This is a genomic window from Stenotrophomonas sp. YJH_SMC_32 (assembly GCF_059369975.1).
The window spans coordinates 106,539-121,395 of record NZ_JCAFTE010000007.1; the positions used below are offsets into that span (position 1 = coordinate 106,539).

Genomic DNA, 14,857 nt, shown 5'->3' on the forward strand with positions numbered 1-14,857 from the left:
CACGGTAGCAGCTGCGGACGAGTCCGTCTCAGTGCCCGCAGGTGTTCCCTGAAGAATTCAGGTAGCGGCCGCCGGCAGCCCCTCTGTGCGCCTCGGCAACCGGGCTTCGAACACCACCTGACCGGCTTCATTGCGCGCTGCGATGTGCCCGCCGTGTGCGCGCACGAACTGATCGACGATATACAGGCCCAACCCCAGGCCATTGCTGGGATGGAAGCTGGCCTTGAACGGCTCGAACAGGCGCGGCAGCAGCGCGTCGTCGATCCGTCCCGCGTTGCTCACCCGCAGCAGCACGCTGCGCGGATCACGGCCGTCCACCTCCACCCTCGCCTCACTGCCATGGGTGAGCGCATTGCCGATCAGGTTGGCGGCAACCTGTCCCAGCCGATCCAGATCACCCTGCAGGCGGGTATCGCCCAGCATATCCAGATGCACCCGTGCGTGGCCGTGGGCGCTGCCCGCTTCGGCCACCACCGCACGCGTGACCTCGGCAAGATCACAGGCGCTGGCCTGCAGGCGCAGCCCGCCGCTGCGGATCCGCGAAAAGTCCAGCAGCTGCTCGACCATGCGCGCCATGCGCAGCGTGCTGGCTTCCAGGTGCTTCAGGGTCTGCTGCGCGCCGTCATTGCCCGCAGGAAGCTCCAGCGCCAGCTTGTCGGCACACAGCAGGATCGCCGACAGCGGCGTGCGCAGATCATGGGTGAGCACCGCCGCCATCGTCTCGTTGAGCTTGAGCGAGCGCTCCAGCGCCTCGTTGCGCGCCTTCAGCAGCTGCCGCTGCTGGTACAGCTCGATGAAGACATTGACCTTGCTCAGGATCACCTGCGGCGCCACCGGCTTGTGCAGGAAGTCGACCGCGCCGGTTTCGTAGCCCTTGAACGCGCGCAGCGGGTCGTCCGGCGAGGCGGTCAGGAAGATGATCGGCACATCCCGGCTGCGGTGTGATCCGCGCATCAGCTCGGCCAGGGTGAAGCCATCGATCTCCGGCATGTGCACGTCCAGCAGGGCCAGCGCCACCTCATGCTCGAGCAGCAGTTCCAGCGCCTGCGCGCCCGAGCCCGCCAGCAGCAGGTTCACGCCTTCGCGCTGCAGCAGCGCCTGCATGGCCACCAGGTTCTGCGGCACGTCATCGACGATCAGCAGGTTGACCGGGGTCTGCGACTGCGCAGGGTCCGGTGGCAGCAGGTTCATGCAAACAGCTCCTTCAGGCGACGGCACATCAGTTCGAGGGGCAGCACGGCATCGGCGCCGGCGTGCTGCAGGGCGGAGGCCGGCATCATCGATGCCTCGGCCTCCTCGGGACATTGCAGCCAGGCGCGGCCACCGGCGGCGCGCACTGCGGCCACCCCTTCACTACCATCGCTGCTGGCACCGGTCAGCAGCAGGGCCAGCACCTGCGCGCCGAACACGGCCGCAGCCGACTCGAACAATGGATCGATGGCCGGGCGCGAAAACAGCACCGGCGCGTCCACCGACAACGCCAGCGAACCGGCGTCTTCCACCAGCAGGTGATAGTCCGGTGGCGCAAAGGTCACCGTGCCTGGCTGCAGCGGCTGCTTGTCTTCGGCCTCGCGCACCGGCAGCGCGCAGTACGGCGCCAGCACTTCGGCGATGCGGCTGCTGCGGTCGCGCGGAAGGTGCAGCACGGCCAGCACCGGCGCCGGTAGAGCCGCGGGCAGCGCGCCGAGCACCGCCTGCAGCGCCGCAACCCCACCCGCAGAGGCCCCGATCACCAGCACGGCCGGTCGTGTCGGCAGTGCCATCAGGCAACCTTCCGGTACAGGCGATGCTCCCGCGAGCAGGTCTCGAACGCGCCGTGGTGGCGCCCGAACTGCAGCGACTCCTTGCTGCCCAGGCCAAGGAAGCCGCGATGCACCAGCGCTTCACGGAACAGGCCCACCGCGCGGTCCTGCAGATCGCGGTTGAAATAGATCAGCACATTGCGGCACGACACCAGATGCACCTCGGAGAACACGGTGTCGGTGGCCAGGCTGTGGTCGGCGAACACCACGTTGCGGCGCAGCTGGCGATCGAACACCGCGCCATCGTAGGCCGTGGCGTAGTAGTCGGACAGCGAGGCGGTGCCACCGGCCGCCAGGTAGTTCCGGCTGAACTGGGCCATCCGGTCGATGCCATAGGCGCCGGCCTCGGCGGTGGCCAGGGCTGCCGGATTGATGTCGGTGGCGTAGACGATGCTGCGCTCCAGCAGGCCTTCCTCGTGCAACAGGATCGCCAGCGACCACACTTCCTCGCCGGTACTGCAACCGGCCACCCACAGCTTCACCGACGGGTAGGTGCGCAGCACCGGCACCACCTGCTCGCGCAGCTCGCGGAAATAGGCCGGGTCACGGAACATCTCCGAGACCTGCACGGTGAAGAACTGCATCGCTTGCGCGAACAGGTCCGGCTCGTGCAGCAGGCGGTGCTGCAGGTCGGCCAGCCGCTCGCACTCATAGCGCTGCATGGCCTGGCGGATCCGCCGGCGCAGCGACGACACCGCATAACTGCGGAAATCGTAGTGGTAGCGCTGGTAAAGCGCTTCCAGCAGCACCTTCAGCTCCAGGTCGAACAGGGCCTGCTCGTTCATTGCCGCGAGCACCAGACCCGGCACAGCGAGACCAGCTTGTCGACGTCGATGGGTTTGGCGATGTAGTCGTTGGCGCCGGCCTGCAGGCAGCGCTCACGGTCGTCCGGCATGGCCTTGGCGGTCAGCGCGATGATCGGCAGGTCCTGCAGGTGGCGCTGCGCGCGGATTTCGCGCATCGCAGCAAGGCCATCCTTCTCCGGCATCATGATGTCCATCAGCACCAGGTCGACCTCGCGCTCGGCCAGCCGATCCACCGCTTCCTGGCCATTGCGCGCGATCTCCAGCGTGACGCCGAGGGGTTCGAGCACGCTGGACAGTGCGAAGATGTTGCGCACGTCGTCCTCGGCCAGCAGCACCGTCCGACCGTCGAGCACGGTGTCGCGACGGCGGGCCTCGCGCAGCAGGCGCTGCTGGTCGCTGGGCAGGCTGGCCTCCACGCTGTGCAGGAACAGGGTCACCTCGTCCAGCAGGCGCTCGGGCGAACGTGCGCCCTTGATGATGATGCTCTTGGAATAGCGGCGCAGGCGCTGCTCTTCCTCGCGACTGAGTGCGCGGCCGGTATAGACGATCACCGGCGGGAAACCGACATCGTCGTTGCCGGCCATGTGCTCGAGCAGGTCGTAGCCGCTCCCGTCGGGCAGCGACAGGTCCATCACCATGCAGTCGAACGTGACCGTACTGAGCTGTTCCAGTGCGCTAGCCAGGGTGCCTACAGCGACGATCTGCAGCTGGTCGCGGCCCAGCAACAGTTCCAGGTTGTGGCGCAGCTCGTTGTCGTCTTCCACGATCAGCAGCCGCCGCATGTCGCGCTGGCTGGTCTGTTCCAGCTGTTCGATCGCCGTCACCAGCCGCTCGCGCGTGGTCGGCTTGATCGCGAAACCGATCGCGCCCAGCTCGCGCGCCACCTGGCTGCGGTCCGTGGCCGAGACCACATGCACCGGGATGTGGCGGGTGTCCGGGTTGCGCTTCAGGCGTTCCAGCACGCTCAGGCCCGACACGTCCGGCAGGCCGATATCGAGCAGGATGCCGTTCGGGCGCAGTTCACTGGCCAGGGCCAGCGCCTCTTCCGCCGTGCCCGCTACCACGCAGTCGAAGTCCAGTTCATGGGCCAGCGCCACCAGTGCTTCGGCGAACGTGGCATCGTCCTCGACCGCCAGGATCAGGCGCCCGGCGCGCTGGCGGCGACCGCGGTCGTCGGCTACGCCGGCCATCGCAGTAACCGGCGCTGCCGCGGTCGCAGCGCGTACGGGCGCGGCCGGCAGCACGGCCGGCGCCGTCGGCGGCGCTGCCACGGGGACATCGGCAGCGACGGCTGCGCTCGCCGCGGGCGCTCCCTGCAGCGGCAGCTCCAGGATGAAGCAGCTGCCGCGCCCGGGCTCACTGTCGACCTGGATGCCGCCGCCCATGCGCTCGGCCAGATCGCGCGAGATCGACAGGCCCAGGCCGGTACCGCCGTAGCGACGGCGGGTGCTGCCATCGGCCTGGCGGAACGCTTCGAAGATGACATCCAGCTGCTCGCGGGCAATGCCGATGCCGGTGTCACAGACCTCGAACCGGATGCGGCCGTTGCCGCCGGCACGCACGTGCAGGCTGACCTTGCCATGCTCGGTGAACTTCACCGCGTTGGCCAGCAGGTTCTTCAGGATCTGCTGCAGCCGCTGGCTGTCAACCACCATCTGGGTCGGTGCCAGGGCGTCGGCTTCGATCTGCAGGGCCAGGCCCTTCTGCCGCGCCATCGGCTCGAAGGTCTCGCGCAGGCGCTGCAGCGCGCTCTCGACCACCACCACTTCATCGGACAGTTCGACATGGCCGGCCTCGATGCGCGACAGGTCGAGGATGTCGTTGATCAGCGCCAGCAGGTCGTTGTTGGACGACAGGATCGCTCGCGCGTACTTCACCTGTTCCTCGGTCAGCGTGCCGTCCTTGTTGTCGGCCAGCAGCTTGGCCAGGATCAGCGAGCTGTTGAGCGGCGTGCGCAGCTCATGCGACATGTTGGCCAGGAACTCGGACTTGTAGCGCGAGGTCGCCGCCAGCTCGTTGCTGTTGCGCACCAGCTGGCTCTGCGCAACCAGCAGTGCCTGCTTCTGCGCCTCCAGCTCGTGGGTGCGCTCTTCCAGCTGCACGTTGCTCTGTTCCAGCTCAGCCTGCTGTTCTTCCAGGTGGCTCTGCGACTGCAACAGGCTGCGGCTCTGCTCTTCCAGTTCCTCGTTGGCCACGCGCAGCTCTTCCTGCTGGGCCTGCAGCTCCTCGCCCTGGCGCTGCGACTCTTCCAGCAGCACCACCAGCTGCGCACGCAGCAGCGATGCGCGCAGTGCCATGCCGATGGTGTCGGCGCAGCGCTCCAGCAGCTCGCGATCCAGGTCACGCTGTTCACCCGCCCGCGCGCGGCCCAGCTCGATGACACCGACCACCGCACCATCGCTGCTGATCGGCGCCAGGATGCGCTCGCGCACCGGCAGCCGGCCCAGGCTGGTCTGCAGTTCGAGCACGGCAGCATCTTCGCCGTGCAGGTGGCGGATGCGTTCGTCCCGGGCAACCTGCCCGGCCAGTCCTTCGTGCAGGGCCAGCGAGGCCGGCGTCCCAGAGGGCAGCGCCACGCCACCGGTCAGCTGCAGCCGGCCGCCGTCCAGGCGATAGACCGCACCGACCTCTGCATCCAGCTGCCCGGCCAGGCTTGCTGCTGCCGCCTCGGCGATCTGCTCCGGCCCGAGGTCACCGCGCAGGCTCATCGCCACCGCGTTCTCGGCCTCCTGCAGCCAGAGCGCGCGCATCGCCTGGCGCCGGGCCTGGATCGCGCGCGAGACGATCAGTGCGATCATCAGGAAGGCGCAGCCACCGACGGTACGGTTGACAAGCGAGAAGGACGAATTGTTGCTGGCTGGCGCAACGTTGAAGCCGATCACCAGCAGGACACAGGCGATCATCGCGACCACGAACGGCGCGCGTGCACTGCGCTGGAACACCGTCACGCCGACCGCGAGGAAGTAGGCCAGCCATACCGCATAGCCGAGCGGGACGACCAGTTCCAACACGATGGTCGCGGCCAGCAGCACGGCGGACGTCATCCAGATCCAGCGGTCACGCGTAGTCGCACCAGGACGCATGCAGGTCGGTTCCAGAAGGCAAAGGGTGGAAGATGGTACTCCGTGTCGCATTCAGCCGCACAGGACAAATGGCACGTGTCAGGTGTGCACGCATCCTTCACACTTGAGTGCCTAGCTTCACGTCCCTCACAGGGGTAACACTTATTTACACGTGGACGCAGCCGCTTCTACGACGTCCGTGCTGACGGACCCTTCCCGACAACTGCGACTGTTGATTGACAGCGTGCGCGACCATGCGCTGTACCTGCTTGATCCTGAAGGCATCGTGTGCAGCTGGAACCCGGGCGCTGAACGTATCAAAGGCTATTCAGCCGATGAAGTGGTGGGATCGCACTTCAGCCGCTTCTACCTGCCCGCCGACCGCGAGACCGGCGAACCGCAGCGCCTGCTTCGCGTCGCAGCGCAGCAGGGCCATGTCGCCAGTGAGGGCTGGCGCGTTCGCCGCGATGGCTCGTCGTTCCGCGCAAGCGTGGTCATCGAGCCGGTCGTCGAAGCCGGCGAACTGCTCGGCTTCGTCAAGATCACCCGTGACATCACCGAGCACTGGCAGGCGCAGCGGCTGCTGCGCGATGCCCAGCGTGCGCTGCGCAATACGCAGCAGTTCGAGACGGTCGGCCGGCTCAGTCGCGGCCTCTCACATGAGTTCAACAACCTGCTGACCACCATCGGCAACGCCCTTGACCTGCTGTCGCTGCGTGTCAGCAGTGACGATGCACGCGCAGCCGAGCTGCTGGATGCCGCGCAGGCAGCCACCGACCGCGGCGCGCTGCTGACCCGCCAGCTGCTGGCCTTCAGCACCGGCCAGACCCTGATCCGGGAATCGGTGGACATCAATGCGCTGGTACGGCAGTGGCTGCCGGACCTGCAACGCGCCTGCCCGCCCACGGCGGTACTGGAAGCCCATCTCACCCCGGGCCTGCCGCTGGTGAGCACCGATGCGATGCAGCTCCAGACCGCCCTGGCGAACCTGGTGGCCAATGCCGTGGAGGCCACCGCCGATGGCGGCCGCATCCTGATCGGCACCGCGTTGGAACATCGCCTCGACCCGGATGCGGACACCACGCTGCAACGCGGCTATGTCACCCTCAGCGTCTGCGACGAAGGCCACGGCATGGCCGCCGACATCGCCGAGCGGGCCAGCGAGCCCTTCTTCACCACCAAGGACATCGGCAAGGGCAGCGGCCTGGGCCTGAGCCAGGTGTTCGGATTCACTACCCAGAGCGGCGGCTTCGTCGACGTGTCCACCACGCCCGGTGTCGGCACCACGGTCAGCCTGCTGCTACCCGCAACCGAGGAATTTACCCATGACCGATGACCCGATCCGCGTACTGATGGTGGAGGACCAGAACGATCTGCGCGAGATGATCGGCATGGCCCTGCGCGATTTCGGCATCGAGGTGTCCACCACCGCCGACGGGCATGAAGCCGCTGCGTTGCTGAAGGGCGACGCACGCTTCGATGTGGTGTTCAGCGATGTCAGCATGCCCAACGGCATGTCCGGCATCGAACTCAGCGAGCACGTCGCGCGTGAGCAGCCGCATGCACGCATGATCCTGTCCTCCGGCTATGCGCGTTCGCAGCTGCCGCCGCTTCCGGAGCAGGTGGAGTTCCTGCCCAAGCCCTATCGCTTGCGCCAGCTGGTTGAACTGCTCAAGCAGGACTGAAGGCGTACCGGCCTGCGTGGCCAGGCTCAGCGCCGGGCCCGCTGCATGAACAGCAGCGCCGGCGTGGATGCAGTGTCCACCGGCTCGAAGCCGAGGGTCCGGTACAACGCAACTGCGGCGGCATTGTCCCGATAGACCCGCAAGGTCAGCCGTTCAGCGGCATCAGACTGGAACGCCTGCTCGATCAGCGCGTGTACCAACCTCCGCCCGAGACCGCAGCCCCGCGCCTGCGGGGCAACCAGCAGACGGCCCAGATGCATCGTACCCGGCTGGGTGCGCCAGGCCTGGCCGAAACCCACGCGCATGCCGTTTTCTGCCAGCAGCAGCCATCCCGGGCGTTCGCGCAGCTGCAATACGTTCTCGAACTGATCGGGTGGCAGTGGATAGGGCACGCCCGGCCCGGCCCAGCGCAACGTGGCTGCGGCCGAATCCAGCCACCCGGCGATGAGCGCGTAGTCGTGGGGTTGCACGGGCTGCAGGCGGTGGTCCATGGCGGCCGGATCGCAGGGTGAGGCGCCAGCATATACGAGTGGCCTCGCGGGCAGCGCGCGGACGTGGCGCCGCGAACATGGTGACCCCGGCCCGATTCGAACGGGCGACCTTCCCCTTAGGAGGGGGACGCTCTATCCAGCTGAGCTACGGGGCCATGCAGCCGGGAAGTTTACAGCCAACGTGCCCTGCCCTCCAAGCATTCATGTTCCACCCGGTTCCCCTGGCGCGTTGCACCATGGCCGGACGGGACGCTCTGCTACCATCGGCGATTCAGTTCATCGCGTCCCCCACCTGCCCGCGATGGCGCCAAACAACGTAACGAAACACAGGAGTCTGCATGTCTTCCGAGCTGCTCAAGTCCCTTGGCCTGGACGCGATCAACGCTGGCACGTACCTGGGCAACGGGGAGTGGTCGAGCGCGACCAGCGGTGAGCTGATCACCCCGGTCAACCCGACCACCGGCGAGCCGATCGCGCAGGTCCGCGCCACCACTGAGGCCGAGTACGAGACCGTCGTCGCCCGCGCCCAGGAAGCCTTCAAGGTCTGGCGTACCACGCCGGCGCCGCGCCGCGGTGAAGCCGTGCGCCTGTGCGGCGAAGCGCTGCGCAGGCACAAGGACGCTCTGGGTTCGCTGGTTGCCCTGGAAATGGGCAAGAGCAAGCCGGAAGGCGATGGCGAGGTGCAGGAGATGATCGACATCGCCGATTTCGCCGTGGGCCAGAGCCGCATGCTGTACGGCTACACCATGCATTCCGAGCGCCCCGGCCACCGCATGTACGAGCAGTACCACCCGCTGGGCCTGGTCGGCATCATCTCGGCCTTCAACTTCCCGGTCGCGGTGTGGAGCTGGAACTCGTTCCTGGCGGCGATCTGTGGCGACGTGTGCATCTGGAAGCCGTCCAACAAGACGCCGCTGACCGCCATCGCCTCGCTGAAGATCTGCAACGATGCCCTGCGCGAAGCGGGCTTCCCGGACATCTTCTTCCTGATCAACGATGCCGGCACCGCGCTGTCGGAAAAGATGGTAGATGACCGCCGCGTGCCGCTGATCAGCTTCACCGGCTCGACCCAGGTCGGCCGCACCGTCAACGAGAAGGTCGCACGCCGCCTCGGCCGCTGCCTGCTGGAACTGGGCGGCAACAACGCGATCATCCTGGACGAAACCGCCGACCTCAAGCTGGCCGTGCCGGGCATCGTGTTCGGTGCGGTCGGCACTGCCGGCCAGCGTTGCACCACCACCCGCCGCCTGATCGTGCACCGCTCGATCTACGCCGACGTGCTGGCCACCCTGGTCAAGGCCTACAAGCAGGTGGAAGGCAAGATCGGCGATCCGACCGATGCCGCCAACCTGATGGGCCCGCTGAACAGCGAAGGCGCCGTGCAGCAGTTCCTCGATGCCATTGCCCAGGCCAAGGCGGCCGGCGGCACCATCGAGACCGGCGGCACCCGCATCGACCGCGCCGGCAACTTCGTGCTGCCTGCAATCGTCACGGGCCTGAAGAACAGCGACGCGGTGGTCCAGCACGAGACCTTCGCACCGATCCTGTACGTGATGCCGTACGACACCCTCGACGAAGCCATCGACATGCAGAACGGCGTGCCCCAGGGCCTGTCGTCCTCGATCTTCACCCAGAACCTGAAGACCGCCGAGAAGTTCCTGTCGGCCGCCGGCAGCGACTGCGGCATCGCCAACATCAACATCGGCACGTCCGGTGCGGAGATCGGCGGCGCCTTCGGTGGCGAGAAGGACACCGGCGGTGGCCGCGAGTCCGGTTCGGATGCCTGGAAGGTCTACATGCGCCGCCAGACCAACACCATCAACTATTCGGATTCGCTGCCGCTGGCGCAGGGCATCAAGTTCGACCTGTGATGGCAAACGACGCAGACACGTCTGTGGGTCAGAGCCCCTCCGGGGATCTGAGCCATGCCCAGGGTCGGATCCCCGCAGGGGCTCCGATCCTCGATTTCAGCGGCCGCCGCGTGCTCATTGCTGGCGGCAGCAAGGGCATTGGTCGTGAAATGGCACTGGCCTTTGCTGGTGCCGGCGCGCAGGTCTCGGTCTGCGCGCGCGGCCAGGCCGGACTGGAGGCCCTGCGCACCGATGCACAGGCGCAGGGCACGCCATTGCATGCGTTTTCCACCGATCTGGCCGATCCCGGCCAGATCCAGGCCTGGCTGCAGGCCGCCGCCGATGCCCTCGGCGGCATCGATGTGCTGGTCAACAATGCCACCGGCTACGGCATGGCCGACAATGAGGAGGGCTGGGCCGCGAGCCTGCAGATCGACCTGATGGCGGCGGTGCGTGCCTCACGCCTGGCCCTGCCCTGGCTGCGCGCATCCAGCGATGCCTGCATCCTCAACCTGTCGTCGATTGCCGCGCAGCAGCCGCGTCCCGGCGGCGCGCCCTACGCCGCTGCCAAGGCCGCGCTTTCGCACTACACCACCTCGCAGGCGCTGGCGCTGGCCAAGGACCGGATCCGGGTCAACGCCATCGCACCGGGCTCGATCGAGTTCGATGACGGGCTCTGGGACCGTCGCCGCGTCGAGGATCCAGCTCTGTACCACGGCACCCTGGCGAAGATCCCGTTCGGTCGCTTTGGCCACCCGCGTGAGATCGCCGACGCCGCCCTGTTCCTGTGCTCGCCACTGGCGCGCTGGGTTACCGGCAGCGTGCTCAACGTGGATGGCGGCCAGGTGTTGATGGGCTGAATTTGTAGAGCCGAGCCCATGCTCGGCTTGCACGCAAGACGCGGTCGATCCCGCATGAGCCCAAGGGGGCAGCCGAGCATGGGCTCGGCTCTACAGGGCACTGCCCATGGGATTGCCCGGGCAGAGGCACTATCATGTGCATACTGCCAAGGAGGACCCGATGAGCGTGGCACCCCGACAGACAAGCGCCCTGGCCGTGGTCAGCCTGGTCATGGGCATCGCCAGCTGGACCGTCCTGCCCTTCGTGGCCAGCATCGTCGCCATCATCACCGGCCACATGGCCCGCGCCGAGATCCGCCGCCGCCCGCATGAACTGGAAGGCGACGGCCTGGCCGTTACCGGCCTGGTGCTGGGCTGGGTCATGGTCGGCGCCGTGCTTGCCGCCGTCCTGGTCTTCATCCTGTTCTTCGGCGGCCTGGCATGGCTGGCGGCGGTGTCGAACTGACGCCATGACCGCCTCCGACAGCACTGAACGCTTCAGCAGCCGCGTCGCCGACTACGTCCGCTACCGGCCCGACTACCCGCCCGCACTGCTGGACTGGCTGCACGGCCCGATGGGCGTCAGCCACCAGGCCCGTGTCGCCGACATCGGCGCCGGCACCGGCATCTCCAGCCGTCCGTTTCTCGCCAGCGGTCATCCGCTGGTGGCGGTCGAGCCCAACGCTGCGATGCGCGCCGCCGCCGAACAGTGGCTGGCACCGCAGTACCCGCAGTTCCGTGCGGTGGACGGCCGCGCCGAGGCCACCACACTGGACGATGCCAGCATCGATCTGGTCAGCGTCGCGCAGGCCTTTCACTGGTTCGACACCGTGGCGGTGCGCGCCGAGTGGCAGCGCATCCTGCGCTCCGGTGGCCAGGCACTGATCTACTGGAACTCGCGCCTGCTCGATGCCAGCCCGTTCCTGATCGGCTACGAACAGTTGCTGCTGGACTATGGCACCGACTACACCGCTGTGGCCGAGCGCTACCAGGACGATGCCACCATGCAGGCCTGGTTCGGCCCCGGCCTGCGCGGCAGGGTAGAGCTGCCGAACGTGCAGCATCTGGACTTCGACGCCCTGCGCGGGCGCCTGCTGTCCTCCTCCTACGCACCCCAATCCGGTCATCCCCGCCACGCGCCGATGATCGACGCTTTGCAGGACCTGTTCGCCGCCCATGCGGTGGACGGCCAGGTCGCTTTTGAATATCGAACCCGAGCCTTCCTCGGCACGCTGGACTGAACCGACGCATGTATTCGCTTGCCCGCCCCTTCCTGTTCTCGCTCGACGCCGAGCGCGCCCACGGCCTCGGCCTGTCCGCACTGGACCTGGCCTATCGCACCGGCACCACGCCGCTGCTGGCCGCACGCATCGCGCCGATGCCCAGCACGGTGTTCGGGCTGACCTTCCCCAATCCGGTCGGCCTGGCCGCCGGCCTGGACAAGAACGGCGAGCACATCGATGCACTGTTCGCGCTCGGCTTCGGCTTCGTCGAAATCGGCACCATCACCCCGCGCCCGCAGGCCGGCAATCCGCAACCGCGCCTGTTCCGCCTGCCGGAACACAACGCCATCATCAACCGCATGGGCTTCAACAATGCGGGCGTGGATGCGCTGGTGCGCAACGTCGAGCGCGCGCGCAACCGCCGCGGCCTGCTCGGCATCAACATCGGCAAGAACAAGGACACCCCCAACGAACAGGCCGTGGACGATTACATCGCCTGCCTGGACAAGGTCTACCCGCTGGCCGATTACATCACCGTCAACATCTCCTCGCCCAACACCGCAGGCCTGCGTGAGCTGCAGGAAGAGACCGCGCTGCGCCAGCTGGTCAGCCAGCTGCGCGACCGCCAGGAAGACCTTGCTGCCCGGCACGGCCGACGCGTGCCGATGCTGGTGAAGGTGGCGCCGGACCTCAGCGAACGCGATATCGACGCCGCCGCCCGCGTGCTGGGCGAACTGCAGGTGGACGGCGTGATCGCCACCAACACCACCATCGACCACAGCAGGGTGGCCGGCGATCCGCTGGCCAATGAGGCTGGCGGCCTGTCCGGTGCACCGGTGCTGGAGCAGTCCACGCTGGTGCTGCGCCGCCTGCGTTCGCGCCTGCCCGAATCGGTGCCGCTGGTCGGTGTCGGCGGCATCCTGTCCGGCGCCGATGCGGTAGCCAAGATGGCGGCCGGTGCCGCACTGGTGCAGTGCTACAGCGGCCTGATCTTCCGTGGACCGGCGCTGGTTTCCGAATGCGTGGAGGCGATCCGTCGCCGCCGTGAAGCGCCGAGCCGCGGCGCGGTGGCCCCGCTGTGAGCGCGCCCATGGATACCATCGACGGCAACGCCCCGCTGCGCTGGACGCTCACCCGCAATGCGCCGCTGCAGGCGCTGAATACCTTCCATGTGCAGGCCAGCGCCGCGCAGCTGCTGGAACTGCACGATGCCGCGCTGCTGCCGGACGTGCTGGCATTGCCCGAGGTGGCCAGCGGCCCGCTGCTGGTGCTGGGCAGCGGCAGCAACGTTCTGATCGCCGAGGACCTGCCCGGCACCGTGCTGGTGTTCGGCAACCGTGACATCAGTTTCCTTGAACACCGCGCCGACCATGCGGTGATCCGTGCCGGTGCCGGCGTGCCGTGGCATGGCCTGGTGATGTGGTCGCTGCAGGAAGGCCTGTCTGGCCTCGAAAACCTGGCCCTGATTCCCGGCACGGCCGGTGCCGCGCCGATCCAGAACATCGGTGCCTATGGCGCGCAGGTCGGCGAGTTCATCCAGGCGGTCGAAGCGTGGGACTGCCAGGAGCAGGCCTGGGTGCGGCTCGACAACGAACAGTGTGGCTTCGCCTACCGCGACAGCGTGTTCAAGCAGCAACCCGATCGCTACCTGATCACCGCCATCGAACTGAAGCTGCCACTGCTGCACGATCTGCGCATGGACTACGCCGGCATCCGCGAGGAACTGCAGGCACAGGGCGTGGAGCTGCCGAGCGCAGTGGACGTGGCCAATGCCGTGATCGCGATCCGCCGCCGCAAGCTGCCCGACCCGGATGTACTGGGCAACGCCGGCAGCTTCTTCAAGAACCCGGTGCTGCCGCTGGAACAGGTCGACGTGCTGCTGCAGCACTTCCCCGACCTGCCGGTGTTCCCGGCCGAGCAGGATGACAAGCGCAAGGTCTCGGCGGCATGGATGATCGAGTCCTGCGGCTGGAAGGGCTTCCGCGAAGGTGATGCCGGCGTGGCGCCAAGCCACGCGCTGGTGCTGGTCAACCACGGCAATGCCAGCGGCGCTGAACTGCTGGCGCTGGCGCGCCGCATTTCGGCCTCGGTGCTGGAGAAGTTCGGTGTGCCGATCGAACCGGAGCCCCGCCTGCTCGGCGCACAGTGGTGAACACCCCCGCCCTTTCCCCAAGCGCCCCGATGCGGGCGGCGCTGCTGATGCTTGGCAGCACGATGGCATTCGGCCTGATGGCGGTCGCGATCCGCTACGCCACCCGGTACGTGCCAACCCAGGAAGTGGCGTTCTTCCGCAATGCCTTCGGCCTGCTGGCGTTGCTGCCGATGCTGCTGCGGCCCGGCCACGCGCCGCTGAAGACACAGCAGCTGCCGCGCTATTTCGTGCGCAGTGCGATCGGCCTGGGCTCGATGCTGTGCGCGTTCTGGGCGCTGGGCCACCTGCCGTTGGCGCAGGCGGTGTCGCTGTCGTACTCCACGCCACTGTTCGTCACGATTGCCGCCGTGCTGTGGCTGGGTGAAACCGTGCGCGTGCGCCGCTGGGCCGCGGTCGTGGTCGGCTTCATCGGTGTGCTGGTGATCGTGCGACCCGGTACCGCCGGCTTCACCGCGGGCAGCCTGGTCGCCGTGGCCGCCGCGGTGCTCAGTTCGCTGGTGGCGATCCAGATCAAGCAGCTCACCCGCGTCGACAGCGCCGATACCGTGGTGCTCTACACCTACGTGTTCTGGGTGCCGCTGTCGCTGGTTCCGGCGCTGTTCGTCTGGGTCTGGCCGAGCGGCATGGCCTGGCTGTGGCTGCTGGCCACCGGCGTGCTCGGCACCATCGGCCAGCTGTTGTGGACGCGGGCGCTGCGCCTGGGTGAAGTCTCGGCGCTGACCCCGATCAGCTTCCTGCAGCTGCCGCTGGTGACGCTGTTCGGCTGGCTGCTGTTCAACGAAAGCGTGGACCGCTGGACGATCATCGGCGCCGGCATCATCCTCGCCGCCAACGCCTACATTGCCCACCGCGAGGCCGTGCTGTCGCGCCGCGCCGCCAGCGCAGCCGCCTCATCAGCGGCGAAGCCCGCCGAGTAGATCCGCGCCACGCGTGGATGACGCTGCACT

At 67.7% G+C, this 14,857-nt stretch carries 14 protein-coding genes and 1 tRNA gene; 9 read left to right on the top strand and 6 right to left on the bottom strand.

Translation table 11 applies throughout. The features are described 5' to 3' along the window. Positions 1-57 precede the first annotated feature (57 nt). From AC5P7S_RS11395 to AC5P7S_RS11410, 4 genes are read right to left on the bottom strand one after another with little or no spacing between them, the layout of a single operon-like run. On the bottom strand, positions 58-1,191 hold the full coding sequence (locus tag AC5P7S_RS11395) for a hybrid sensor histidine kinase/response regulator (RefSeq protein WP_095377692.1): 1,134 nt from the start codon (positions 1,189-1,191) through the stop codon (positions 58-60). After that, the gene (locus AC5P7S_RS11400) at positions 1,188-1,763 is read right to left on the bottom strand and encodes a chemotaxis protein CheB (RefSeq protein WP_049413816.1); all 576 of its coding nucleotides are present in this window, start codon (positions 1,761-1,763) and stop codon (positions 1,188-1,190) included. Before AC5P7S_RS11400 ends, AC5P7S_RS11395 begins: the two co-directional genes overlap by 4 nt. Then, a complete protein-coding gene (locus tag AC5P7S_RS11405; protein WP_005416310.1) occupies positions 1,763-2,587 on the bottom strand; it encodes a CheR family methyltransferase in 825 nt (274 codons plus the stop codon). Before AC5P7S_RS11405 ends, AC5P7S_RS11400 begins: the two co-directional genes overlap by 1 nt. Beyond that, positions 2,584-5,691: a response regulator gene (locus tag AC5P7S_RS11410; protein ID WP_095377693.1), complete on the bottom strand. Its 3,108-nt coding sequence runs from the start codon at positions 5,689-5,691 to the stop codon at positions 2,584-2,586. Before AC5P7S_RS11410 ends, AC5P7S_RS11405 begins: the two co-directional genes overlap by 4 nt. 151 nt (positions 5,692-5,842) lie before the next feature. Here AC5P7S_RS11410 and AC5P7S_RS11415 point away from each other — a divergent pair, with 151 nt between their 5' ends. Next, positions 5,843-7,006, top strand: a complete 1,164-nt coding sequence (locus AC5P7S_RS11415) for a two-component system sensor histidine kinase NtrB (protein WP_428993464.1) — start codon at positions 5,843-5,845, stop codon at positions 7,004-7,006. After that, the gene (locus tag AC5P7S_RS11420; RefSeq protein ID WP_049413819.1) at positions 6,996-7,355 is read left to right on the top strand and encodes a response regulator; all 360 of its coding nucleotides are present in this window, start codon (positions 6,996-6,998) and stop codon (positions 7,353-7,355) included. Before AC5P7S_RS11415 ends, AC5P7S_RS11420 begins: the two co-directional genes overlap by 11 nt. A gap of 26 nt (positions 7,356-7,381) precedes the next feature. On the opposite strand, the gene AC5P7S_RS11425 is transcribed toward AC5P7S_RS11420, so the two are convergent. Next, the gene (locus AC5P7S_RS11425; RefSeq protein WP_095377695.1) at positions 7,382-7,846 is read right to left on the bottom strand and encodes a GNAT family N-acetyltransferase; all 465 of its coding nucleotides are present in this window, start codon (positions 7,844-7,846) and stop codon (positions 7,382-7,384) included. A gap of 78 nt (positions 7,847-7,924) precedes the next feature. After that, positions 7,925-8,001 (bottom strand) — tRNA-Arg (locus AC5P7S_RS11430). A 183-nt stretch (positions 8,002-8,184) separates the two neighbouring features. Here AC5P7S_RS11430 and amaB point away from each other — a divergent pair. The 7 genes from amaB to AC5P7S_RS11465 all read left to right on the top strand — a co-directional run bounded on the left by amaB (position 8,185) and on the right by AC5P7S_RS11465 (position 14,827). Beyond that, a complete protein-coding gene (gene amaB / locus AC5P7S_RS11435) occupies positions 8,185-9,717 on the top strand; it encodes an L-piperidine-6-carboxylate dehydrogenase (protein ID WP_005416301.1) in 1,533 nt (510 codons plus the stop codon). Continuing rightward, a complete protein-coding gene (locus tag AC5P7S_RS11440) occupies positions 9,717-10,556 on the top strand; it encodes an SDR family NAD(P)-dependent oxidoreductase (protein WP_095377696.1) in 840 nt (279 codons plus the stop codon). Before amaB ends, AC5P7S_RS11440 begins: the two co-directional genes overlap by 1 nt. Positions 10,557-10,716: 160 nt before the next feature. After that, entirely contained in the window at positions 10,717-11,001 is a 285-nt protein-coding gene (locus tag AC5P7S_RS11445) for a DUF4190 domain-containing protein (protein WP_005416299.1), read from the top strand. A gap of 4 nt (positions 11,002-11,005) precedes the next feature. Beyond that, positions 11,006-11,776, top strand: coding sequence for a class I SAM-dependent methyltransferase (locus AC5P7S_RS11450; RefSeq protein WP_095377697.1), 771 nt, complete (start codon positions 11,006-11,008; stop codon positions 11,774-11,776). 8 nt (positions 11,777-11,784) lie between these two features. Further along, positions 11,785-12,840 (top strand): quinone-dependent dihydroorotate dehydrogenase, encoded by a 1,056-nt coding sequence (locus AC5P7S_RS11455; RefSeq protein WP_095377698.1) that lies wholly within the window; start codon positions 11,785-11,787, stop codon positions 12,838-12,840. Positions 12,841-12,848: 8 nt separating this feature from the next. Continuing rightward, on the top strand, positions 12,849-13,910 hold the full coding sequence (gene murB / locus AC5P7S_RS11460; RefSeq protein ID WP_005416296.1) for a UDP-N-acetylmuramate dehydrogenase: 1,062 nt from the start codon (positions 12,849-12,851) through the stop codon (positions 13,908-13,910). Positions 13,911-13,939: 29 nt separating this feature from the next. Then, positions 13,940-14,827 carry a DMT family transporter gene (locus AC5P7S_RS11465; protein WP_095377699.1) on the top strand — a complete coding sequence of 296 codons (888 nt, stop codon included), beginning with the start codon at positions 13,940-13,942 and terminating at the stop codon, positions 14,825-14,827. Positions 14,828-14,857: the final 30 nt, after the last annotated feature.